This is a genomic window from Nioella sp. (assembly GCF_964229645.1).
Classification (GTDB): Bacteria; Pseudomonadota; Alphaproteobacteria; order Rhodobacterales; family Rhodobacteraceae; genus Nioella.
Genome location: NZ_CAXREX010000330.1, coordinates 1 through 22,573, shown reverse-complemented (window position 1 = coordinate 22,573; position 22,573 = coordinate 1). Strand labels below are relative to the sequence as shown.

21 protein-coding genes and 1 pseudogene are annotated in these 22,573 nt (G+C 64.6%); 14 read left to right on the top strand and 8 right to left on the bottom strand.

Annotated features, from left to right (window positions below; genetic code table 11):
- Window positions 1–40 precede the first annotated feature (40 nt).
- A complete protein-coding gene (locus ACEQXV_RS21060) occupies window positions 41–1,732 on the bottom strand; it encodes an acyl-CoA dehydrogenase family protein (protein ID WP_370270823.1) in 1,692 nt (563 codons plus the stop codon).
- A 380-nt stretch (window positions 1,733–2,112) separates the two neighbouring features.
- Between ACEQXV_RS21060 and ACEQXV_RS21055 the strand changes: the two genes are divergently transcribed.
- Together ACEQXV_RS21055 and ACEQXV_RS21050 are read left to right on the top strand one after the other, a co-directional pair.
- Window positions 2,113–2,883, top strand: coding sequence for a TSUP family transporter (locus ACEQXV_RS21055; protein ID WP_370270822.1), 771 nt, complete (start codon window positions 2,113–2,115; stop codon window positions 2,881–2,883).
- A 27-nt stretch (window positions 2,884–2,910) separates the two neighbouring features.
- The gene (locus tag ACEQXV_RS21050; RefSeq protein WP_370270820.1) at window positions 2,911–3,969 is read left to right on the top strand and encodes a TauD/TfdA family dioxygenase; all 1,059 of its coding nucleotides are present in this window, start codon (window positions 2,911–2,913) and stop codon (window positions 3,967–3,969) included.
- Window positions 3,970–4,002: 33 nt separating this feature from the next.
- Here ACEQXV_RS21050 and ACEQXV_RS21045 read toward each other — a convergent pair whose 3' ends face one another.
- Entirely contained in the window at window positions 4,003–5,601 is a 1,599-nt protein-coding gene (locus ACEQXV_RS21045) for a phosphoenolpyruvate carboxykinase (protein ID WP_370270819.1), read from the bottom strand.
- 328 nt (window positions 5,602–5,929) lie between these two features.
- Here ACEQXV_RS21045 and ACEQXV_RS21040 point away from each other — a divergent pair, with 328 nt between their 5' ends.
- The 7 genes and pseudogenes from ACEQXV_RS21040 to ACEQXV_RS21010 all read left to right on the top strand — a co-directional run bounded on the left by ACEQXV_RS21040 (window position 5,930) and on the right by ACEQXV_RS21010 (window position 11,359).
- A complete protein-coding gene (locus ACEQXV_RS21040; protein WP_370270818.1) occupies window positions 5,930–6,631 on the top strand; it encodes a response regulator transcription factor in 702 nt (233 codons plus the stop codon).
- Entirely contained in the window at window positions 6,632–8,365 is a 1,734-nt protein-coding gene (locus tag ACEQXV_RS21035) for a sensor N-terminal transmembrane domain-containing protein (RefSeq protein ID WP_370270816.1), read from the top strand. It begins immediately after the preceding gene.
- 3 nt (window positions 8,366–8,368) lie between these two features.
- Window positions 8,369–8,833: an HPr kinase/phosphorylase gene (locus tag ACEQXV_RS21030; RefSeq protein WP_370251790.1), complete on the top strand. Its 465-nt coding sequence runs from the start codon at window positions 8,369–8,371 to the stop codon at window positions 8,831–8,833.
- A gap of 1 nt (window position 8,834) precedes the next feature.
- Window positions 8,835–9,760: pseudogene (rapZ, locus tag ACEQXV_RS21025) on the top strand (RNase adapter RapZ).
- The gene (locus tag ACEQXV_RS21020) at window positions 9,757–10,149 is read left to right on the top strand and encodes a PTS sugar transporter subunit IIA (RefSeq protein ID WP_370251789.1); all 393 of its coding nucleotides are present in this window, start codon (window positions 9,757–9,759) and stop codon (window positions 10,147–10,149) included. Before rapZ ends, ACEQXV_RS21020 begins: the two are co-directional and overlap by 4 nt.
- A complete protein-coding gene (locus ACEQXV_RS21015) occupies window positions 10,146–10,424 on the top strand; it encodes an HPr family phosphocarrier protein (protein ID WP_370251788.1) in 279 nt (92 codons plus the stop codon). The genes ACEQXV_RS21020 and ACEQXV_RS21015 overlap by 4 nt, the downstream gene beginning before the upstream one ends.
- A 32-nt stretch (window positions 10,425–10,456) precedes the next feature.
- Window positions 10,457–11,359 (top strand): lysophospholipid acyltransferase family protein, encoded by a 903-nt coding sequence (locus tag ACEQXV_RS21010; protein WP_370251786.1) that lies wholly within the window; start codon window positions 10,457–10,459, stop codon window positions 11,357–11,359.
- 15 nt (window positions 11,360–11,374) lie between these two features.
- Here the strand turns inward: ACEQXV_RS21010 and ACEQXV_RS21005 are convergent, their stop codons facing one another.
- Window positions 11,375–12,250, bottom strand: a complete 876-nt coding sequence (locus ACEQXV_RS21005) for a 3-hydroxybutyryl-CoA dehydrogenase (protein WP_370251784.1) — start codon at window positions 12,248–12,250, stop codon at window positions 11,375–11,377.
- 179 nt (window positions 12,251–12,429) lie between these two features.
- Here ACEQXV_RS21005 and ACEQXV_RS21000 point away from each other — a divergent pair, with 179 nt between their 5' ends.
- Complete coding sequence (locus ACEQXV_RS21000) at window positions 12,430–13,251, top strand: DUF6473 family protein (protein ID WP_370270815.1); 822 nt, start codon at window positions 12,430–12,432, stop codon at window positions 13,249–13,251.
- Between the two features lie 53 nt (window positions 13,252–13,304).
- Here the strand turns inward: ACEQXV_RS21000 and ACEQXV_RS20995 are convergent, their stop codons facing one another.
- The 5 genes from ACEQXV_RS20995 to ACEQXV_RS20975 all read right to left on the bottom strand — a co-directional run bounded on the left by ACEQXV_RS20995 (window position 13,305) and on the right by ACEQXV_RS20975 (window position 16,803).
- On the bottom strand, window positions 13,305–14,234 hold the full coding sequence (locus ACEQXV_RS20995) for an electron transfer flavoprotein subunit alpha/FixB family protein (RefSeq protein WP_370270814.1): 930 nt from the start codon (window positions 14,232–14,234) through the stop codon (window positions 13,305–13,307).
- A complete protein-coding gene (locus ACEQXV_RS20990; protein WP_370270828.1) occupies window positions 14,234–14,992 on the bottom strand; it encodes an electron transfer flavoprotein subunit beta/FixA family protein in 759 nt (252 codons plus the stop codon). The genes ACEQXV_RS20995 and ACEQXV_RS20990 overlap by 1 nt, the downstream gene beginning before the upstream one ends.
- 184 nt (window positions 14,993–15,176) lie before the next feature.
- Window positions 15,177–15,749: a cob(I)yrinic acid a,c-diamide adenosyltransferase gene (locus ACEQXV_RS20985; RefSeq protein ID WP_370270813.1), complete on the bottom strand. Its 573-nt coding sequence runs from the start codon at window positions 15,747–15,749 to the stop codon at window positions 15,177–15,179.
- 1 nt (window position 15,750) lies between these two features.
- Window positions 15,751–15,954, bottom strand: coding sequence for a twin transmembrane helix small protein (locus ACEQXV_RS20980; RefSeq protein WP_370254750.1), 204 nt, complete (start codon window positions 15,952–15,954; stop codon window positions 15,751–15,753).
- 18 nt (window positions 15,955–15,972) lie between these two features.
- Complete coding sequence (locus tag ACEQXV_RS20975; RefSeq protein WP_370254748.1) at window positions 15,973–16,803, bottom strand: SDR family oxidoreductase; 831 nt, start codon at window positions 16,801–16,803, stop codon at window positions 15,973–15,975.
- Window positions 16,804–16,922: 119 nt separating this feature from the next.
- On the opposite strand from ACEQXV_RS20975, the gene ACEQXV_RS20970 reads away from it, so the two are divergent.
- The 4 genes from ACEQXV_RS20970 (at window position 16,923) to ACEQXV_RS20955 (ending at window position 22,290) form a co-directional block, all read left to right on the top strand.
- Complete coding sequence (locus tag ACEQXV_RS20970) at window positions 16,923–19,226, top strand: DNA topoisomerase IV subunit A (RefSeq protein WP_370254746.1); 2,304 nt, start codon at window positions 16,923–16,925, stop codon at window positions 19,224–19,226.
- Between the two features lie 8 nt (window positions 19,227–19,234).
- On the top strand, window positions 19,235–20,416 hold the full coding sequence (locus tag ACEQXV_RS20965; RefSeq protein ID WP_370270811.1) for a DUF898 family protein: 1,182 nt from the start codon (window positions 19,235–19,237) through the stop codon (window positions 20,414–20,416).
- Window positions 20,416–21,549: a M48 family metallopeptidase gene (locus ACEQXV_RS20960; protein WP_370270810.1), complete on the top strand. Its 1,134-nt coding sequence runs from the start codon at window positions 20,416–20,418 to the stop codon at window positions 21,547–21,549. Before ACEQXV_RS20965 ends, ACEQXV_RS20960 begins: the two co-directional genes overlap by 1 nt.
- 99 nt (window positions 21,550–21,648) lie before the next feature.
- Window positions 21,649–22,290: a hypothetical protein gene (locus ACEQXV_RS20955; RefSeq protein ID WP_370254739.1), complete on the top strand. Its 642-nt coding sequence runs from the start codon at window positions 21,649–21,651 to the stop codon at window positions 22,288–22,290.
- Window positions 22,291–22,573 lie beyond the last annotated feature (283 nt).

Here is a 22,573-nt window from a genome sequence, read left to right as displayed (position 1 = left end):
CGGGAGGGGCGGGCCGCGATCTGGACTGAACTGGTGAGGGTCAGCCCAGAAGCCTGCGGGCGATCACCTGCGCCTGGATTTCGGCGGCACCCTCGAAGATGTTGAGAATGCGCGCGTCGCACAGGATGCGGGAGATCTTGTATTCCAGTGCAAAACCGTTGCCGCCGTGGATCTGCAGACCGTTATCGGCTGCGGCCCAGGCCACACGGGCGCCGAGAAGCTTGGCCATCCCGGCCTCGAGGTCGCAGCGCTTGTCGTGGTCCTTTTGCCAGGCGGAATAGTAGGTCAGCTGGCGGGCGATCATGATTTCCACAGCCATCATGGCCAGCTTGCCGGAGACGCGGGGAAACTCGATCAGCGACTTGCCGAACTGCTTGCGGTCAATGGCGTATTGCATGGCCACATCCAGCGCGGCCTGTGCCACGCCGATGGCGCGTGCGGCGGTCTGGATGCGGGCGGACTCGAAGGTTTGCATCAGCTGCTTGAAACCCTGTCCGGTTTCGCCGCCCAGAAGGTTTTCCTCCTTCACCTTGAAGCCGTCGAAGCCAAGCTCGTATTCCTTCATGCCGCGATAGCCCAGAACCTCGATCTCGCCGCCGGTCATGCCCGGGGTCGGGAAGGGGTTGTCGTCGGTGCCGGGGGTCTTCTCGGCCAGGAACATGGAGAGGCCCCGGTGATCGGTCGTGTCCGGATCGGTGCGGGCCAGCAGCGTCATCACGTGGGTGCGCGCGGCATGGGTGATCCAGGTCTTGTTGCCGGTGATTTCCCAACCCTCGTCGGTCTTGACGGCGCGGGTGCGCAGACTGCCGAGGTCGGAGCCGGTATTGGGTTCGGTAAAGACGGCGGTGGGCAGGATCTCCCCGCTGGCAAGCTTGGGAAGCCAGGCCTGTTTCTGTTCGTCGGTGCCGCCGCAGATGATCAGCTCGGCGGCAATCTCCGACCGTGTGCCAAGCGAGCCCACGCCGATATAGCCACGGCTGAGCTCTTCGGAGACCACGACCATGGAGGCCTTCGACAGGCCGAAGCCGCCGAATTCTTCGGGGATGGTGAGGCCAAAGACACCCATTTCGGCGAGCTCTTCGATGATCTCCATCGGAATGAGCTCGTCCTTGAGGTGCCATTCATGTGCATTGGGTTCCACGCGTTCGCGGGCGTAGCGGGCGAACTGGTCGCGGATCATCTCGAGCTCTTCGTCGAGACCGGTTGCCCCGACCGTGTCGGAACCCGCGATTTCCTGCATGATTTCAACGAGTCGCGAGCGCGCGGCCTGGGTGTTTCCGCTGGCGGTCAGGCGCTCGATCTCGGGCGTCATCAGGGCGCGGCGGTCATCGTGGGTGAGGCCGATATCTTGCGGGCGCAGAATCTCGCCCTGGCTCATGGGAATGCCGCCGTGGATCTGGCTGAGATACTCGCCAAAGGCAATCTGGTGAAGCAGTTGCTCGGTCTCGCCGAACTTGCCGTCAGCGGTGAGCCGTTCGGCCCAGGCCTGCATTTGGCGCAACGATTCGACATAGGTGGCAAGCCAGGACAGACCGTGGGCAGCCACCTGGTTTTCCTCAAGTTTCCGGGCGGATACGCGGCCATCCACGCTGACCGTCTGGCGCAGGCGGGCAGTGGCTGTGTCAAGCAGGGTCTCGGCCGGGGCAACGGCCGCCGCGGTGAGGGTCAGAAGGTCGGGCAGCAGAATGGCCTCGGGCGAATCTGTGGGCATGGGCGCTCCGTCATGCGGCATGGAATCTCTCCGGTCTTTCTCGCAGGTGCAGTGATATTCACTTCGCAGGTGCAGCGCAAGAATAATTCGTCTGGGAATATTTTCTGGACAAAAAATGTCGCAGCGCTAAGCGCGGGGAGGGGGGGTGCCCCCTGTGCACCCCTCGTACACCCCCCGTACACCGGGGGTGCAGACGAAATCCGGGTCGCCGCGCGCCTTGCGCGCGCCGACCCGCGCGATCCGCGGCGGATCGCGGACCATTTTCCGCCGCGGAAAATGCCCCGGGGGCGCTGCCCCCGGACCCCCGGAGTATTTTCACAAAGAAGAAGGAAGGGATTGCACTCGCATGGAGCGGGTCGCTGGGGTAGAGCGGGGACGCCACTGACAGGAGAGCACCGCCAATGGGCGCCGTTCTGGAGACCCTTCCCCTGACCATCCTTGCCGCGTCGCTGGCCATCACCTTTCTTGGGGGCTTCGTGAAGGGCACGGTCGGCTTTGCGCTGCCGCTGATCATGATTTCTGGTCTGAGCGCGATCCTGCCGCCGCAGATCGCCCTTGCGGCCCTGTTGCTGCCCGCGCTGCTAACCAACATGTGGCAGGCGCTGCGACAGGGGTTGGGCCCGGCGCTGGGATCCCTGCAGGCGCATTGGCCCTTTGTCCTCATCGGCCTGGGGGTCATGGTGGCCTCGGCGCAGGTGGTGCTGGCGGTGCCGCAATGGGCCTTCTTCGCCATTATCGGCATTCCGGTGGCGATCTATTCGGCGCTTCAGCTGATAGGGGTGCCGATCCGGGTGCCGGCGCATCGGCGCGGGCTGGCCACGGTTCTGTTCGGCACGCTGGCCGGGGTGCTGGGGGGATTTTCCGCCGTGTTCGGTCCGCCCACGGTTGCCTACCTGGTGTCGCTCGATACCGAGAAACAGGAAACGGTGCGGCTTCAGGGGCTGATGTTCTTCCTTGGCAATCTGATCCTGTTCGGCGCGCATCTGCGGTCGGGGGTGCTGAATGCCGACACGATTCCGTTCTCGGTTCTCATGCTGCTGCCCGCCTTCGCCGGACTGTGGCTGGGGTTCAAGTTGCAGGACCGTCTGGATCGCAGCCAGTTCCTGCGCGCCACGCTCTTCGTGCTGCTGATCGCGGGCCTGAACCTTGTGCGGCGGGCCTTTTTCGTGTGACCTCGCGGCGGGAGAGGGAGAACAGTCATGGCCATAGACCTGAAGGACCTGCCGGAGCGGATCGAGGGCCCCGGGGCCTGGATCGGCGCCGAGATGGCGGCCGCGCCGGAGCAATGGATTCATTGCCTGGATGCTGCCGACATCGCCGAGCTTGAAACGGCGGCGGCCGGGTTCCTGGCCAGAGGGGGGGAACTGGGCCAGATCACGGCAGCGGAGTTCCCGCTTGGGCGCTTCGCGGACAAGGTGGCGGCGCTGCGCGAGAAGATGCTGGCGGGCAATGGCGTCGAGGTCATCCGGGGCTTGCCGATCGCGCGATACGATCAGCGGATGGCAGCGACCATCTTTTGCGGGATCGGGGCGCATATCGGCAGCGCGCGGTCGCAGAACGCGGCGGGGCATGTGCTGGGCCATGTGCGTAACCTGGGCGCGGACCCGAAGGACCCCAATACGCGGATCTACCAGACCGCCGCGCGCCAGACCTTCCACACCGACAGCGCCGACGTGGTGGGCCTTCTGTGCATCCGCAATGCCCGGGAGGGCGGCGACAGCCTGCTGGTCAGCGCCGAGACGATCTACAACCGCATGCGGGCGCAGCGGCCCGACCTGCTGGCGCTGTTGTTCGACCCCATTGCAACGGATCGGCGTGGCGAGGTGCCCGAGGGGATGAAGCCCTGGATGGAGATCCCGCCGCTGAGCTGGCACGCGGGCAAGCTGACGGTGTTCTACCAGCGGCAATATATCGACAGCGCGCAGCGATTTGACGGGGCGATGCGGCTGACCGAAGCGCATGTGGAGGCGCTCGATCTCTTCGATGCGCTGGCCAATGACCCGGAACTGAACTTCCGGATGCGGCTGGAACCGGGCGACATGCAGTTCGTCTACAACCATGCGCAACTGCATGACCGCACGGGGTTCACCGACTGGCCCGAGCCCGAGCGGCGGCGCCACCTGCTGCGCCTTTGGCTGTCGCTGCCGGGGGACCGGGACCTGCCACCCTGCTTTGCCGAGCGCTACGGCACGACCGAGGTGGGCAACCGGGGTGGGATCATCGTGCCGGGCACGACACTGAACGCGCCACTCGATTGAGCGGCGCGCCAGATTGTCAGAGATGTCGCGCGATCAGGAGATCGCGGCAGCCTTCACGTCATCGTCGATGAAGGGCACATACTGGGCGAAGTTGTCGGCGAACATCTGCACCAGCTTGGCGGCCTGTGCATCGTAGGCGTCCTTGTCGTCCCAGGTGCGGCGCGGATCGAGCAGGACCTCGGCCACGCCGGGGCAGGCCACCGGCACGTCGAAGCCGAAATTCGGATCCTTGCGGAATTCACCCTCGTTGAGCGAGCCGTCCAGCGCGGCGGTCAGCAGCGCGCGGGTGGCGCGGATCGGCATCCGGCTGCCGGTGCCGTAGGCGCCGCCGGTCCAGCCGGTGTTGACCAGCCAGCAGGTGGCCTCGTGATGGGCGATCTTTTCGCGCAGCAGGTTGCCGTAGACCTCGGGGCGGCGCGGCATGAAGGGGGCGCCGAAGCAGGTCGAGAAGGTGGGCTCGGGCTCGGTCACGCCGCGCTCGGTTCCGGCGACCTTCGAGGTGAAGCCCGACAGGAAGTGATACATGGCCTGCGCGGGCGTCAGCCGGGCGATCGGGGGCAGAACCCCGAAGGCGTCGCAGGTCAGCATGACGATGTTCTTGGGGTGGCCGCCAAGCGCGGTGTCCGACGCGTTGGAGATATACTCCAGCGGGTAGGCGCAGCGCATGTTCGCGGTCAGGCTGTCATCGTCGAAGTCAAGCTCCTTGGTGCGCGGATCGAAGACCATGTTCTCGATCACCGTGCCGAACTTGCGGGTGGTGGCGTAGATTTCCGGCTCGGCTTCTTCGCGCAGGTTGATGGTCTTGGCGTAGCAGCCGCCTTCGAAGTTGAAGATGCCCTTGTCGGACCAGCCATGTTCGTCATCGCCGATCAGCACGCGGCCGGGATCGGCCGAAAGGGTGGTCTTGCCGGTGCCCGACAGGCCGAAGAACACGGCCGCGTCATGGGGATTGCCGACGGCATGGTTGGCCGAGCAGTGCATGGCCATCACGTTCTTGCCCGGCAGGATGTAGTTGAGCAGCGTGAAGACCGATTTCTTGTTCTCGCCCGCGTATTCCGTGCCGCCGATCAGGATCAGCTTACGGTCGAAGTTGAGCGCGATCACCGTTTCACTGCGGCAGCCGTGGCGCGCGGGGTCTGCCTTGAAGCTGGGGCAGTTGATGATGGTGAATTCCGGCACGAAGCTGTCGAGCTCTTCCGCAGAGGGACGGCGCAGCAGGTGCCGGATGAACAGCCCGTGCCAGGCCAGTTCGGTCACGACCCGCACGTCGAGCCGGTGCTCTGCGTCAGCGCCGCCGAAAAGATCCTGCACGTAATATTCGCCACCCGTCATGTGGGCCAGCATGTCGTCATAGAGCCGGTCGAACGCCTCGGGGGCCATGTCCGCGTTGTTTTCCCACCAGATCGTGTCTTCGGTCGCGGCGGTGCGGACGACATGTTTGTCCTTCGGGGACCGGCCCGTGTACTTGCCGGTGGTCACCAGAAGGGCACCGCCCTGCCCGAGGGTGCCTTCGTTCTTGCGAATGGCGGCCTCGATCAAGGCAGGTTCGAGCAGGTTATAGTGAACCGCGCCCAGTCCGGAGATGCCTTGGGATTCCAGCGTCTGGGCCGGGTTCACGCGTCCTGTGGTCATTCTGCTAGCTCCTGCGCCGGAGCGCTCCGGCGTCTTAGGTGAAACACAAGGGTTCGCGGGCGGCGACGCCGCCACGGTAGGGGCCGTATAGCATGGCGCTTTCGGACCGGAACAGGACGCAATCGCACAGTTAGCGCAACCAGTAGGCTCTTTTTGCCCGCTGTTAGCGCCGCTCAGTCACCCGTTAGCGCTGCCTTAAGGCCGTGTTGGTAGGAAATCTGCCAGACCTGTTGCGGCGATTCGCAACTTAAAGATTGATTCCATTGCCCGAAGTGTAGGAGAATGACCGAAAAACAAAACAAATCGGGCAGAATAAGGACATAGTAACATGTCGAGGATCGCACTCGTCGATGACGACAGGAATATCCTGACCTCCGTTTCCATGACTCTGGAAGCGGAAGGATTTGAAGTTGAAACCTATAATGATGGTCAATCCGCACTGGAGGGGTTCACCCGCCGAATGCCGGAACTGGCCGTTCTGGACATCAAGATGCCGCGTATGGACGGCATGGACCTGCTGCAGCGCCTGCGCCAGAAAAGCCAGGTGCCGGTGATCTTCCTGACCTCCAAGGATGATGAGATCGACGAACTGATGGGCCTGCGCATGGGGGCGGACGACTATGTTCGCAAGCCATTCTCGCAGCGTCTGCTGGTTGAACGGATCCGGTCGATCCTGCGCCGGCAGGAGGCGATTGCCTCTGACGCGGGCGGCTCGCCGGAGGAAAGCCAGGTCATGGTGCGCGGTCCCCTGACCAAGGACCCGCTGCGTCACGCGGTAACGTGGCATGGCAAGGACGTGTCGCTGACCGTGACCGAATTCCTGTTGTTGCAGGCGCTGGCTCAGCGTCCCGGCTTCGTCAAAAGCCGCGATCAGCTGATGGACGTGGCCTATGACGAACAGGTCTATGTTGACGACCGGACCATTGACAGCCACATCAAGCGTCTGCGTAAGAAGATGCGCGAGGCCGACAACGACTTCTCGGCCATCGAGACGCTTTACGGTATCGGGTACAGGTTCAACGAAGAATAAATGACACTGGCCTCCGACATCGGACCATCGGAACGGCGCGAGTCCGAGGACTCGCAGATCGTTCTGGGCGAAGACTGGGACCGCCCCGCCGGGGCGGTCGAAGCCGAGTTGCGTGATGCGCGTGCGCGTCGCGGGCTGATGTCGCTGAACCGTTCCCCCCTGGCGCGCAAGATCGTACTGTTCAACCTTCTCGCGTTGATCGTGCTCGTGGCAGGGGTTCTCTTTCTCAACCCGTTCCGGGACAGCCTGATCTACCAGCGCGAACGCGCGCTTGCAGGCGAGGCGCAGCTTGTGGCCGAGGTGTTCGAGGCCGCGCTGCCGCGCACGGCACCCGCGAACCTTCTGACCGGCGACGGGCTCGACCCTGTCGATGTGCTGACGCGCATCGGCCTGCCGGACGGGGCGGATGTTTACGTCTTTGCCCCCAATGAAACGCTGGTCGCCTCGACCGAGACCGTGGGCACCGAAGCCGCGAATCCGGTGACGGGGATCGAGGGGGACGAGGGGCAGTCGCTGGTCATCACCGATTTCCTCAACACGGTGTGGGACGGCATTGCCGGGATCCTGTCGCAAACGCCCGCACCGCTGGCGGCCGACAGCACCGAAACCCAGGCGCGTGCGCTGGTCTCTGCCGTGCTGGCGGGCGACACGGTGCTGCACGAAGGCAATGGCATCGCCGGTGCGGTGTTTCTCGCCGCCGCGCCGATCGAGGGCGCAAACGGGGAGATCGTCGGTGTCGTGGCCGTGGCCACCGCCGCCGGAGAGATCGAACAACTGGTGCGCGCCGAACGCGAGCAGATTCTCCAGATGTTCTTCGTGGCGCTTCTGGTGTCCATCGGGTTGAGCCTGGTTTTGGCCTCGACCATCGCCAATCCGCTGTCGGACCTGTCGGCTGCAGCCGAGCTTGGACGCGACAAGAATGCCCGCAAGATGAGCCCCACCCGCGTGCGCATCCCTGACCTGACGGGGCGGCCCGACGAGATCGGGCGCCTGTCGGCGGCCCTGCGCGGCATGGTGGCTGCCCTTTATGACCGGATCGACGGCAACGAACAGGTCGCCGCCGACGTGGCCCATGAAATCAAGAACCCGCTGGCCTCGCTGCGCTCGGCCGTGGGCACCATGCGCCTGGCGCGGACCGACGATCAGCGCACCCGCCTCTTGGACGTGATCGACCACGATGTGCGGCGGCTGGATCGCCTGGTTTCGGATATCTCGAACGCCTCGCGGCTCGACTCCGAGCTGGTGAAAGAGGAAGCCGACGAGTTCGACCTGATCCACATGCTCGGCAATCTCGTGGAGTATCACCGCGAAGCGGCTGGCAAGCATGAGATCGAGTTCATTTCAGACCTGCCGGGCGAACCGGTGGTCCTGCACGGGCTGGAAGGCCGGTTGGCGCAGGTCTTCGTCAACCTCATCACCAACGCGATTTCCTTCTGCCAGGCCGGCGATGCGGTGCGGGTCTGGGCGCGCAAACGCGACAACCGGGTGCTGGTGGTGGTCGAGGATACCGGGCCGGGCATTCCCGAACAGGCCCTGACCAAGGTGTTCAACCGCTTCTATTCGGAACGTCCCGTGCAGCAGTTCGGCGACCACTCCGGGCTCGGTCTGGCGATTTCGAAACAAATCGTCGAGGCCCATGGCGGCGTGATCTGGGCCGAGAACATTCGGCCGACCGAGGCCGACATCACCTCGGACCCGCTTGGCGCGCGGTTCGTGGTCGGCCTGCCGCTCTGAACCTTGGCGGATTTCGATCTTCACCTCACGGATTTCGGCGAGATCGCACCCGACGGACGGCTGTTCTGCCGGGGCACTGCCGTTGCGCGTGACGGGGCCGCGGTGCTGCTGCTCGGGCCCTCTGGCAGTGGAAAATCCCGCCTCGCGCTGGAGATGATGGCCTATGGCGCCGGGCTTGTGGCCGATGACGGGGTGTGGATCACCGCTGATCTCCGCATGGAGCGGCCCGACGAAGCCCGCCCGATGATCGAGGCCCGAGGCATCGGCCTTCTGGGGGTCGACCCCTTGCGCGAGGCCCGGCTGTCCCTGGTCGTCGATCTTGGCCGGTCAGAACCCGACCGCCTGCCCCCGCAGCGACGGGCGCAGGCCCCGGGTGGCGCGGTGCCAGTGGTGCTGGGTCGAGAACACCCTTTCCTTGCGCCCGCGATCTGGCAGTATCTGTCCGGCGGACGCATGGACAAGGGGTGACATGGAACAGGAAGACCAGACACGGGGGGAAGAGGCCGCGCGGGTGGTCTTCGTGTCAGGCCCGTCCGGCGCGGGCCGCACGACGGCGATCCGGGCGCTGGAGGACCTTGGGTTCGAGGCAATCGACAACCTGCCACTTAGCCTGTTGCCTCGGCTTCTGGACGGGCCGCCGCCCGCCCGCCCGCTGGTTCTGGGCACCGACCCGCGCAACCGCGACTACAGTGCACAGGCGTTGATCGCGGCGGTAGACCGGCTGGCCGCCGATCCATCCTTCCTGGCCGATCTCGTCTATCTCGATTGCGCGACCGAGGTCCTGGTGAGGCGCTTCTCGGAAACCCGGCGGCGCCATCCGCTCGCCCCCGAAGATCGGCCGATCCTGGGGATCGAGATGGAGCAGGATCTGCTGGCACCGGTGCGCGCGCGCGCGGGTATCCTGATCGACACGTCGGAAATGACCCCGCACGAATTGCGGGCCGAGGTGCAGCGCTGGTTCGCACCGGGTGGCCAGCAACAGCTGGCCCTTTCGGTGCAGTCCTTCAGCTACAAGCGTGGTCTGCCCACGGGCGCTGACCTCGTCTTCGACTGCCGGTTCCTGCGCAACCCCTATTGGGACGAGAGCCTTCGCAGCCTCGATGGCCGCGACGATGCGGTGGTCGACTACATCGCGGGCGATTCCCGCTTTGCCCCGTTCCTGGAACAGGTCACGCGGCTGGTCGAAACGCTGCTGCCGGCCTATCGCGACGAGGGCAAGGCGCATCTGACGGTGGCGTTCGGCTGCACCGGCGGGCAACACCGATCGGTCGCCGTGACCGAAAAACTGGCCGCCCATCTTGCGCAAGCGGGGTGGCAGGTGTCTAAGAGGCACAGGGAAATCGAACGTCGGAGCGCAACGCGCGCCCCGTAACGGGCCAGGGAAACAAGACGTGATCGGCATCGTGATTGTGGCACATGGGGGACTGGCCCGCGAGTTGCAGAAAGCGGTGGAACATGTTGTCGGGCGTCAACCCGGCATGATTGCCATTTCCATCGGCGCCGAAGACGACCGCACCCGCCGCCAGCGAGAGATCTGCGATGCGGCCGACGCGGTCGATAGCGGCGACGGCGTCGTTGTGGTCACCGACATGTTCGGCGGGTCGCCTTCGAACCTGTCGCTGCGCGCCTGCCGCCCCGTGAACCGCAAGATCCTGACGGGAGTGAACCTGCCGATGCTGGTCAAGCTGGCCAAGTCGCGCAACCTGCCCGTGGACGAGGCCGTATCCCGCGCCGCAGAGGCCGGCCGCCGCTACATCAACAGTTTCGACGGAGCCCCGGAATGAGTGACAGCACCAGGCGAGAGCTGAAAATCGTCAACATGAAGGGGCTGCATGCCCGGGCCTCGGCCAAGTTCGTGGAGGTCGTGGAAGGCCATGACGCCACGGCAACCGTCTACAAGGACGGGCTTAGCGCAGCAGGAGACTCGATAATGGGGCTTTTAATGTTGGCAGCTTCCCAGGGAACAACTATTGAAGTCGAGACGAGCGGACCGGAGGCCGGGCCGCTGATGGAAGCGCTTGCAGCCCTTGTTGCAGACAAGTTCGGCGAAGGGATGTAGACTGCTGGCGTGGCAAACGGGGTAGGGACCATTTGACCGACGTCACGACTGATAGCGACCGGGCTGAGGCCCGGCAGACGGTAGCAGCGCCCGAGGTCGTCTATGACCGGCGCAGCCTGACCTATGCCAATTCCTTCGACGCACCGATGCGGGCCTTCGTCATTCGCCTGATGGAATGGATGACGGGCAAGGCCACGATCGTGCGCCGGGTGCGCCGCTTCGAGCGCATGGGCGCCCCCAAGGGGCAGGCCTTCTGGCCCGCGACCATGGCGGCGATGGGGATCGAGCTGCGCACACCCCAAGAACAATTGCAGCGCATTCCAACGGATGGGCCCGTCATATTCGCGGCGAACCACCCGCATGGGCTGGTCGACGGGATGATCCTGGCCGATCTTATCGGGCGACGCCGCGACGATTACCGCATCCTGACCCGCTCCTTGCTGACCGGGATCGACGAAAGCGCCGCGAGCTACATGATCGCCGTCCCTTTCCCGCACCAGCCCGACGCGCAGCGCGAGATGATCCGCATGCGCGCGCAGGCGATGGCGCACCTGGAGGAAAAGGGGCTGATCGCGCTGTTCCCGTCGGGTGTCGTGGCGACCTCGGAAACCGCGTTCGGCCCTGTGATCGAAGCGGAATGGAACGTCTTTACTGCCAAGCTGATCCGGAAGTCGGGCGCGACGGTGGTGCCCTGCTTCTTCACCGGCACCAATTCACGCGCCTACCAGATCGCCAACCGCGTCTCGCCCGTGATCCGTCAGGGGCTGCTGCTGCACGAAGTGGTAAAGAGCTTCGACAAGCCACAGGCCCCGGTCATCGGGCACGCGATCACGCCCGATGAATGGGAAAGCCGCATCGGCAACCCGCGCCAGTTCATGGCCGACCTGCGGGCCCACACACTGGCGCTGAAGAGCGATCCGGACCGGCGGTTCTGACGCTGTGCCCGCGCCTTAGCGCGTGGGCACCGGCACCTCGCCACGGTAATCGTAAAAGCCGCGCTGCGTCTTGCGGCCAAGCCAGCCAGCCTCGACATACTTGGTCAGCAGCGGGCAGGGGCGATACTTGGTATCGGCCAGCCCGTCATGCAGCACGTTCATGATGGCAAGGCAGGTGTCCAGCCCGATGAAATCGGCCAGTTCCAGCGGCCCCATCGGGTGATTGGCCCCGAGCTTCATCGACTCGTCGATGGACTTCACGTTGCCCACGCCTTCATAGAGCGTGTAGACCGCCTCGTTGATCATCGGCATCAAGATGCGGTTCACGATGAAGGCGGGGAAGTCCTCGGCGGTGGCCGCGGTCTTGCCGATCCGGTCGACGACGGCCTTGCAGGCGGCAAAGGTTTCCTCGTCCGTGGCGATGCCGCGGATCAGTTCCACCAGTTGCATCACCGGAACCGGGTTCATGAAGTGGAAACCCATGAACTTTTCGGGCCGGTCGGTGCGGCTGGCCAGACGGGTGATCGAGATCGACGAGGTGTTCGAGGTCAGGATCGTGGTCGGCTTGAGATGCGGCAGAAGGTCTTCGAAGATGGCCTGCTTGACGGTCTCGCGCTCGGTCGCTGCTTCGATCACGAGGTCGGTGGGGCCCAGGTCGGTCAGCTTCAGCGTGGTCTTGATGCGCCCAAGGGCGGCGGCCTTGTCCTCTGCGCTGACCTTGCCGCGGCTGACCTGGCGTTCCATGTTCTTGTCGATCAGGGCCATCGCCTTGTTCAGCGCGTCCTGCGAGATATCGGTCATCAGCACGTCATAGCCGGCCAGCGAACAGACATGGGCGATGCCATTGCCCATCTGACCCGCGCCCACGATGCCGATCGTCTGAATGTCCATGTCCCGTTCCTCCGGCCCGAATGCTGCGCGCACCATAGGCGCGTCGCGCGGGGGCAGACAAGGTCAAACGCCACGGCCAATTGCGCGAAAAATCACCGCAACTTGTTGGTTTAGCCTTTTGGCAATGGCCATGGCGCAGGCTGGCCCCGGGTGAGTCGTAAATACGGGGGAGCAAGCAGATGAGCTTTGCACGCGTGGGCCCGGAGGCCCTGGACTACAAGCCATGCCGCTACGAGGGCTCGGCGATGACTTTTCGGGGCCCGAAGGCCCGATTCGAGGAGGGCATGGTGCTGTGCCTGGGCGGGTCTGAAACCTTCGGCAAGTTCGTCACCGATCCGTTCCCGGATCGGCTGGCGCGTCGCATCGGGCGGCCGGTCGTGAACATGGGGGCGGTCAATGCCGGGGTCGACCTGATCTTGCATGATGAAGCGATCAAGGCGGCCCTCGCGAAGGCCAGCGCGGTGGTGTTGCAGGTGCCGGGGGCCGCCAACCTGTCGAACCGCTTCTTCACGGTGCATCCGCGCCGCAATGATCGCTTCGTGAAAGCCTCGACGATGATGCGCACGATCTACCGGGAGGTCGATTTCACCGAGTTTCATTTTACCCGCCATATGCTGAGCGCGCTCAAGGCCCGGTCAGAGGACCGTTTCGCCGTGGTGGTGGAGGAACTGCGCGCGGCCTGGTCGGCGCGGATGGGCCTGCTTCTGAGCCGGATCGACGTGCCCGTGCACCTGTTGTGGGTATCGCGTCGGGCACCGGCAGATGGCCCGCCCCCGGGCGCGGAACTGGGCGACGACCCGCTATTCGTCGACCAGGCGATGCTGTCGGCGCTGGAGCCGATGGTCAGCAGCGTCACGATCTGCTGCCTGCCCCCCGATCAGCGTGCCCCGCGCGAGCGGGGGATGATGCACGGACGGGGCGAGGAGCAGGCTGCGCGGTTGATGCCCGGGCCTTCGGACCATGACCGGGTATCGGCGCTTCTGGCCGCGCGGCTGTCATGAGAAAGGCCCGCCGGTGAGGGCGGGCCTTCAAAGCGCTCAGGTCGCGTGTCGGATCAGCCGAGTTTCTCGGTCAGTTCCGGCACGGCGGTGAAGAGGTCCGCGACCAGGCCGTAATCGGCGACCTGGAAGATCGGGGCTTCTTCATCCTTGTTGATCGCGACGATGATCTTCGAATCCTTCATGCCGGCGAGGTGCTGGATCGCACCCGAGATACCCACGGCGATGTAGAGATCGGGGGCAACCACCTTGCCGGTCTGGCCCACCTGCCAGTCGTTCGGGGCATAGCCCGAGTCGACCGCGGCGCGGGAGGCGCCAACGGCGGCGCCGAGCTTGTCGGCGAGACCTTCGATGATCTTGAAGTCCTCTTCGGACCCGACGCCACGGCCACCCGACACGACGATGCCGGCCGAGGTCAGTTCGGGGCGGTCGCTTGCGGCCACCTTGTCTTCGACCCATTCCGACAGGCCCGGGTTTTCAGCGGCCGAGATGGTTTCCACCGGTGCAGCAGCCTGTTCGCCCGCCGCGTCGAAGGTGGAGGTCCGGAAGCTGATGACCTTCTTGGCATCCGAGGACTTCACGGTCTGGATCGCGTTGCCCGCGTAGATCGGGCGCTCGAAGGTCGAGCCATCGACCACGCCGGAGGCGTCCGAGATCACCATGACGTCGAGCAGGGCCGCCACGCGGGGCAGCACGTTCTTGGCGTCGGTGGTGGCAGGGGCCACGATGTGTTCGTAATCGCCCGCGAGCGACACGATCAGCGCGGCGGTCGGTTCGGCAAGGCGATGGCCAAGCGAAGCGTCCTCGGCCACCAGCACCCGTGCCACGCCCGCGATCTTGGCAGCGGCTTCGCCAGCGGCAGCAGCAGAGGCGCCACAGGCCAGCACGGTCACGTCACCCAGTTGCGCAGCGGCGCTGACGGCCTTCGCGGTCGCGTCCAGCGCCAGTTCGCCATCGGTGACTTCAGCAAGGAGAAGAACAGCCATTACACGGCCCCCGCTTCTTTGAGTTTCGCCACGAGCTCGTCCACCGAGCCCACGATTTCGCCCGCCTGACGGGCCTCCGGCTCGGTCGTCGAGACGATTTCGAGACGGGGGCTGACATCGACGCCGTAATCGGCGGCGGTCTTTTCATCGAGCGGCTTCTTCTTGGCCTTCATGATGTTGGGCAGCGACGCATAGCGCGGCTCGTTGAGGCGCAGGTCCACGGTGACGATGGCGGGCATCTTCACGGTGATGGTCTGAAGGCCGCCATCCACCTCGCGGGTGATCTTGGCGCTGTCGCCGTCGATATCGACTTCCGAGGCGAAGGTGCCCTGCGACCAGCCGAGCAGAGCCGACAGCATCTGGCCGGTGGCGTTCATGTCATTGTCGATGGCCTGCTTGCCGCAGAGCACCAGACCGGGCGGTTCCTCGTCCACGATGGCCTTGAGGATCTTGGCAACCGCCAGGGGCTCGACATCGGTGTGCACGTCATCGGCAGCCACCACCAGGATGGCGCGGTCCGCGCCCATGGCCAGCGCCGTGCGCAGGGTTTCCTGCGCCTGCTTCACGCCGATGGAGACAGCCACGACCTCTTCGGCCTTGCCCGCTTCCTTCAGGCGGATCGCCTCTTCGACCGCAATCTCGTCGAAGGGGTTCATCGACATCTTCACGTTCGCAAGATCGACACCCGATCCGTCCGCCTTCACGCGAACCTTCACGTTGTAGTCGATCACGCGTTTGACAGGCACAAGAACCTTCATATCCACGTCTCTCCTGTATTGGCCCCCGGGGGGTTCGCCCCGGACAATCCTTCATCAAGGGGTTGTTACCGCTTCGAATCGCGCGATGACAGGTCAAAATCGACGCGTTTGGCCAATTGGACGCCGCGTTTTTTTCAAATTGGGGAATGACGTGTCGGATCGGCGTCGGAAGGCTTCGCCCGGATCAGCGGCTGCCGCCGGGCACCCAGAGCACGTCGGCGCGGCCATCGTCGTTGCAGATGCGGGCGGCGACGAAGAACCAGTCGGACAGGCGGTTGAGATATTTCACCGCCGCCGGATTGACCTGCTCCATCGTCGTCAGCTCGACCGCAAGCCGTTCGGCCCGGCGCGCGACGGTGCGGCACAGGTGCAGATGCGCAGCGGCGGCAGAGCCGCCGGGCAGGATGAAGCTGCGCAGCGGTTCGAGACGATCATTCATCGCGTCGATTTCCGCCTCCAGCCGGTCAACCTGCGCCGGGATCATGCGCAGCGGCGGGTATTCGGACTCGGCGTCCTTGTCCATGTCGGGGCGGCAGAGATCGGCCCCGAGATCGAAGAGATCGTTCTGGATCATGGCCAGCTGCGCGTCCAGCGCGCCTTCGGTGTGCAGGCGCGCCATGCCGAGCGTGGCGTTAAGCTCGTCCACGGTGCCGTAGGCGGTGACGCGCGCGGAATGCTTGTCGACGCGCGCCCCGTTGCCAAGCGCGGTCTGCCCGGCATCGCCGGTGCGGGTGTAGATCTTGTTCAGAACAACCATGTCAGCCCCCGTTGCCCCGGATCAGGACATAGGCGGCGATCAGGATCACCGCCACGAATTGCGCGGCCAGGCGCCAGCGCATGATCTTGTTGCCGTTCTGGCGGTTGAATTCGCCGCCGCGGGTGAAGCTGCCGATCCCGAACAGCAGGATGATCGCCACCCCGACCGTCACGACCAGCGCGAGGATAAAGAGAATGTCCAGCATGGCGGTCCTTTCCTGGGCTCAGCCCTTGTCGATCAGCCAGTCGAGCGCGCGGGTGGGCAGCAGCCGCCGCATCGCGCCCATGAAGTGGGTCGGGACGGTTACATAGTATCTGGGACGCGGACGACCAGACTCGATTGCATGAATGAGCTTCTTTGCCACGGCCTCGGGTGGCAGTTCGAAGGCATCGGGCTTGTCCTTGTCTTCGTAGAGCCGCTTGAGAAGAGTCGAGCGGTAGAGATCGGACAGGCCCGAGCTTTCCCAGTCGATCCAGCGTTCGAAATGCGCGCGCGCGTTTTCGCGAATCTTCGAAGTGACGGGGCCGGGCTCGATCAGGACGACGTGAATGCCCGCGCCTTTCAGCTCCATCCGCATCGTGTCGGTCAGCCCCTCCAGCGCGTGCTTGGTCGAGACATAGGCGCCGCGCCACTTGTAGGTGATGAAGCCCAGGATCGAGCTGTTCTGCACGATCCGCCCGTGGCCCTGTGCACGCATGACGGGGATCACCCGGCGGGTCAGTTCGTGCCAGCCGAAGAAGTTGGTCTCGAAGATCTCGCGCAGGCCGTCCGTGGGCAGGTCCTCGACCGCGCCGGGCAGGCCGAAGGCCCCGTTGTTGAACAGCGCATCAAGCGTGCCGCCGGTCTGTTCCAGCGCCCAGTCGAGTCCGGCCGCGATGCTGGCGGTGTCGCTAAGGTCGAGCACGCCGCAGGTCAGCCCCTCGGCGCGCAGGCGTTCTGCGTCCTCGGGCTTGCGGCAGGTGGCCAGGACCTGCCAGCCGCGTGCATGCAGGGCGTGGGCGCAGTGATGGCCAATGCCGGACGAACAGCCGGTGATGAGGATACTTCGGGGCATGGTCTGCGTCCCTTGGGGTTCGGTCGCGCAAAGGGGTAGGGTTTCATGCGGCCTCGCGCAAGCGTGGCGACATATCCCGCTTTACCCTGTCTTGTGGTTTCGCGTATCAAAGATACCAAATGAACGAGCAGACAATGTCCGACGACAACCGCGAAATCTCTGAATCGCTTAGCCGCGCGATCGGCTCGCGTTACCTGCAATATGCGCTGTCGACCATCATGCACCGGGCGCTGCCCGACGCGCGTGACGGGTTGAAACCGGTGCATCGGCGGATTCTCTACGCCATGCGGGAACTGCGCCTGTCCTCGACCGGGGGCTTCCGGAAATCCGCGAAGATTTCGGGCGACGTGATGGGGAACTACCACCCTCATGGCGACGCGGCGATCTATGACGCGATGGCGCGCCTGGCGCAGGATTTCACCATTCGTTACCCGCTGGTCGACGGGCAGGGGAACTTCGGCAATATCGACGGCGATAACCCGGCGGCGAGCCGATATACCGAGGCGCGGATGACCGCCGTGGCCGAGGTTCTGCTGGAAGGGCTGAACGAGAACGCGGTCGATTTTCGCGACAATTACGATGGCACCCTGCAAGAACCCGAGGTTCTGCCCGCCGCGCTGCCCAACCTGCTGGCCAACGGGTCGAGCGGGATTGCCGTGGGGATGGCGACGAACATCCCACCCCATAACGTGGACGAGTTGATCGCCGCCTGCCTGCACCTGATCAAGACGCCCGACGCGCGCGACGAGACGCTGCTGAACTACATCCAGGGGCCGGACTTCCCCACGGGCGGCGTCATCGTCGAACCGCGCGAAAGCATGGCGGAAACCTATCGCACGGGCCGGGGCGCCTTCCGCCTGCGCGCCAAGTGGGAGACCGAGGACCTGGGCCGGGGCACCTGGCAGGTCGTGGTCACGGAAATTCCCTACCAGGTTCAGAAATCCAAGCTGATCGAGAAGATCGCGGAACTGATCCAGACCAAGAAGGTGCCGATCCTTGCCGATGTGCGCGACGAATCGGCCGACGACATCCGCATCGTGCTGGAACCGAAATCCAAGAACGTGGACCCTGACATCCTGATGGGGACGCTGTTCAGGAACTCCGATCTGGAAACGCGCTTCAGCCTGAACATGAACGTGCTGATCGACGGGCGCACGCCGAAAGTGTGTAGTCTGAAGGAGGTGCTGCGCGCCTTCCTCGATCATCGCCGCGCGGTGCTGATCCGCCGCTCGACCCACCGGATGGAAAAGATCGACCACCGGCTGGAGGTGTTGGAAGGCTTCATCATCACCTTCCTCAACCTCGACCGGGTGATCGACATCATCCGCTACGACGAGGACCCGAAAGCCGCCTTGATGCGCGAAGAATGGGGTCTGAAGCACCCCCGCGCCACGTCCGAGGCCGATTACGTCAGCCCGGCCCCCGGCGAGGGCGAACTGACCGAGGTGCAGGCCGAGGCGATCCTGAACATGCGCCTGCGCAGCTTGCGTCGGCTGGAGGAGATGGAGCTGCTGAAAGAGCAGGCCGCCCTGATGGAGGAACGCGCCGAACTGGACGACCTTCTGGCGCGCGAAAGCCTGCAATGGGACCGCATCGGCGACGAGCTGAAAGAGATGCGCAAGCAGTTCGGCAAGGGCACCGAGTTCGGCAAGCGCCGCACCGATTTCGCCGAAGCCGGCGAGATCGAGGACGTGCCGCTGGAAGCGATGATCGAGCGCGAGCCGATCACCATCGTGCTGTCCAAGATGGGCTGGGTGCGGGCCATGAAGGGCCACGTGCCGCTGGATGGGGAATTCAAGTACAAGGATGGCGACGAAGGTCGCTTCCTGATGCATGCCGAAACGACCGACAAGCTGCTTCTTTTCGGGAACAATGGCAGATTTTACACGATTGCTGCCACAAATCTGCCCGGAGGCCGCGGTATGGGGGAACCTGTCCGCCTGATGGTGGACCTACCCAACGAGGTCGAGATCGTGGAGTTGTTGGTGCATAAGTCCGGTGCGAAATTGCTGGTCGCCTCTTCCGCAGGCGACGGTTTCGTCGTGCCCGAGACCGATGTGCTGGCACAAACCCGGACAGGCAAGCAGGTGCTGAACGTGAAGGGCGATGTCAAAGCCCGGGTCTGCACCCGCGTGAACGAGGGCGACGATCACGTCGCCTGCGTGGGCGAGAACCGCAAGGTTCTGGTCTTCCCGCTTGAAGAACTGCCCGAGATGGGCCGTGGCAAGGGGGTGCGCCTGCAGAAATACAAGGACGGGGGTCTTTCTGATGCCCGCACCTTCAATCGCACCGAAGGGCTGAGCTGGAAAGACCCGGCCGGCCGCACCCGTTGCGAAACCGATCTGACCGAGTGGGAAGGCAAGAGAGCCGGCACCGGGCGCATGGCGCCCCGGGGCTTCCCCCGCGACAATCGGTTTACGTGATGGTGTGAATGAGTGCGCTGAAAACGGAATTTACAGGCGAAAAAGGTGATCTCTTTGCTCTGGCGCTCAGGACCGGTCTTCTGACCGTGCTGACGCTTGGCATCTACCGCTTCTGGCAGAAGACCCGGCTGCGGCGCTGGTACTGGTCGTCGGTGCGCCCCGGTGGCATGCCGTTCGAATACACCGGAACGCCACAGGAAAAGCTGATGGGTTTCCTTGTCGCGGTGATCGTGCTGGCCGGCTACCTGGCCCTTGTCAACATCGCCGGCATGTTCGTGGCGGTTCGCCTGTCCACGAGCGCACCCGACATCGTGATGGTCGCGGCGGCCTGTGCGCCGATCGCGCTTGTCCCCGTCGTCTTCGTCGCCCGCTACCGGGCGCGGCGCTATATCCTGTCGCGCACCAGCTGGCTCGGGGTTCGTTTCGGGATGGATGCCGGTGCCTGGGGCTATGCCTGGCGCGCCTGCATGTACTGGCTTCTGACGCTTCTGACGCTTGGCCTGTTCTGGCCGCTCAAGACCTTTCAGCTGGAAAAATACCTGACCGACCGGAGCTGGTACGGAACCGCGCGGTTTCGCCAGCATGGCAACGGGCTGATGCTGTATGGCCTGGCCATACCGTTCTTCCTCGGGATCTGGGGAACGATCGGGGTCGTGGCGCAGAGCCTGTTGACCGGGAACGTGGCCTGGCTGTGGTGGATGCTGATAACCCTGCCCCTCGCAGGGCTTGGCGGAATCTATTTCCGCGTGGCTTCGGTGCGGGCCTTGGCGGGCCTGAAAGAGCTGGGCGACGGGATGGAGTTTGACCTCTATCCCCGCACGCGCACGCTGCTGCGCATCCATATCTTTGGCAATATCCTGTCAGGTTTCCTGGTCAGCTTCGTGTCGCCGGTGGTGCTGGGTCTGGTTGTCGGCGCGCTGTATTTCGCCGGTCAGGTGACGCGCGACACGCTGTTCAATCCGCCGCCCAATCTTGCAGCGTTCATCGCTGTGCTGACCTGGCTGACGGTCTTCATCCTGTTCAGCGTGTTCCGCCAGGTCTTCGTGGTGTTCCCAAGCGTGCGCCATGTTGCCGAAACGTTCGTGGTCGAAGAGCCCGCGCTGTTGCGGGGTATCCGCCAGCGCACGCGGGAAGACGGCCGTGACGCAGGTGGATTTTCCGAGGCCCTCGATGTGGGAGCGGCCTTCTGATGCAGACCTTTTCCAGAAACGCGGACTTCGCGTCCAACCTGGCCCTGGCCTACGCGGAATATCTCGACGGGGTTCGCCCGGCCTTGCAGCGCGTGTCGATGCGTTTGCAGGGTGATGGCCGCCAGATCGCGCTGGAACTGCGCAATTTGCAGACGAATGCGGTTCAGCTTTGGCGTCTCTCGCAACTGCGGCTGGTGCCCGACCAGGCCACCCAGGACGCCCTTGTCCTGGCCCGGACCGATGGCGACCCCGCGCGCCTGATCATCCGCGATCGGGACTCGGCCCGTCAGATCCTTGCCGCCTGCCCGAAGCTGTGCCCCCTGTCGGGGTCGCGCGGGGCCTGGCCCAAGATCGCCGCGCTGGCCGTTGCGGCCCTTGCCGCGATTGCCGCGATTCTCTTCGTGCTGGTGCCCCGGACGGCGGATATCGGGGCCGATCTCATCCCGCCCGAGGCGGAACTGGCGCTTGGCCAAAGCGCATATGAACGCACGCTTGCGGCGATGGAGGCGCGCGAGTGCAAGGGCGGCGAGGGATCAGTGGCCCTGGTCCGGATGACCGAACGGCTTTCGACCGGGCTCGACCTGCCCTATCCGCTGACCGTTCACGTGGTCGATGATCCGACGATCAATGCCTTCGCCTTTGCGGGTGGGCATATCGCCGTGTTCCGCGGGCTCATCGACTTTGCCGCCACGCCCGACGAGGTGGCCGCGGTTCTGGCCCACGAAATCGGCCATGTTGCAAATCGCGACAGCACCCGCACGAGCCTGCGCATGGTCGGGTCCTTCGGCATTGCTGGGCTCCTTTTCGGGGATGTGATCGGTGCATCGGGCGCGGCGGGTCTGACGCAACGCTACCTGCAAAGCAGCCACAGCCGCGAGGCGGAACTGGCCGCAGATGCCTTCGCCCATCGACAGTTGTCGCGCGCGGGCCTGTCGGCCGCTGCGCTTGGTGACATGTTCAATCGCATGAACGACCTGCCGGGTGGCGGAGATATGGGGGTCATGAGGCATTTCTCGACCCATCCCGAGATGCTGGAACGGGCCGCCAATGCGCAGGCCGCTGGCGCGACGTCGTCTGGCCAGCCCCTGCTCAGTGATGCCGAATGGCAGGCATTGCGGAGCATTTGCAGCTAGGCCACGGTTTCCCGCCGATCTTTCGACAGTCGGTTAGCGCTGATTGCGCGGGCCGCACGGCTGCGCTATTGCGGTCAGGCTGCCACCAAGGAGGAGCCTATGCGCGCCCTGTCCCGTTTCGTCCTTCTGGGCCTTGTCCTGGTCCTGTCGGCCTGTGCTGCCACCGATCCGCTGGAAGAAGAACTGCCCGACATGGGCGATTTCCAACTGGCCTATAACATCGTGGTCGCGGACAACATCCAGCAAGTGCCGCCGTCGCGCAGTGCCACCGCCGAGGAATGGATCGACGTCCTGACCGCCGAGATCGACCGGCGGTTCGGGGCTTACGAGGGTGATCGGCTCTATCACATCGGTGTCCATGTGGACGCCTACGCGCTGGCGCCTCCGGGCGTGCCGCTGGTTCTGCAACCTCGCTCGATCCTGGTGATCAGTGCGAATGTCTGGGATGACGAGCTTCAGGCCAAGCTGCATGAAGAGCCCGAGCAGATGACGATCTTCGAAGGCGCGGCCCCGGAAACATTCCTGATCGGATCGGGTCTTGCACGCACGCGAGAAGAGCAGATGCAGGTTCTGGCCCGCAACGCGGCACGGCGGATTCAGCTGTGGATGCTGCAGAACCCGGAGTGGTTCTCGATAGACGAAGAGGCCGCCGCCGCAGCCGAAGCGGCACTGGCCGCAGAGGTCGAAGCCGTGGAGCAGCCCGTCGATCCCGACGCCATCCCCGAAGAGCCCGCCGAATAACCCGAATCCGGCAACTCACCCTTGATTTTTCCCGCGCGCCTGAGTAGGGAGCGCGCGATGATGAACCGGGGCCGGGCGGCCCCCCTAAACCATGAGGCGCCTGATACGGGGGCGGCCCCGGCTGCCGACGCCACCAAAGAGATTGCGGGCTAGCCCATCGCCTCTCTCCAGTTCCTGAAGAAACCCCGCTAGGCACAGGCGGGGTTTTCTGCGTTTCATGCGCTGGTTTGTGCGATCTACGCGCAACTCTTGGCAAATGGCACGCAGTTGCCGATCAATCATG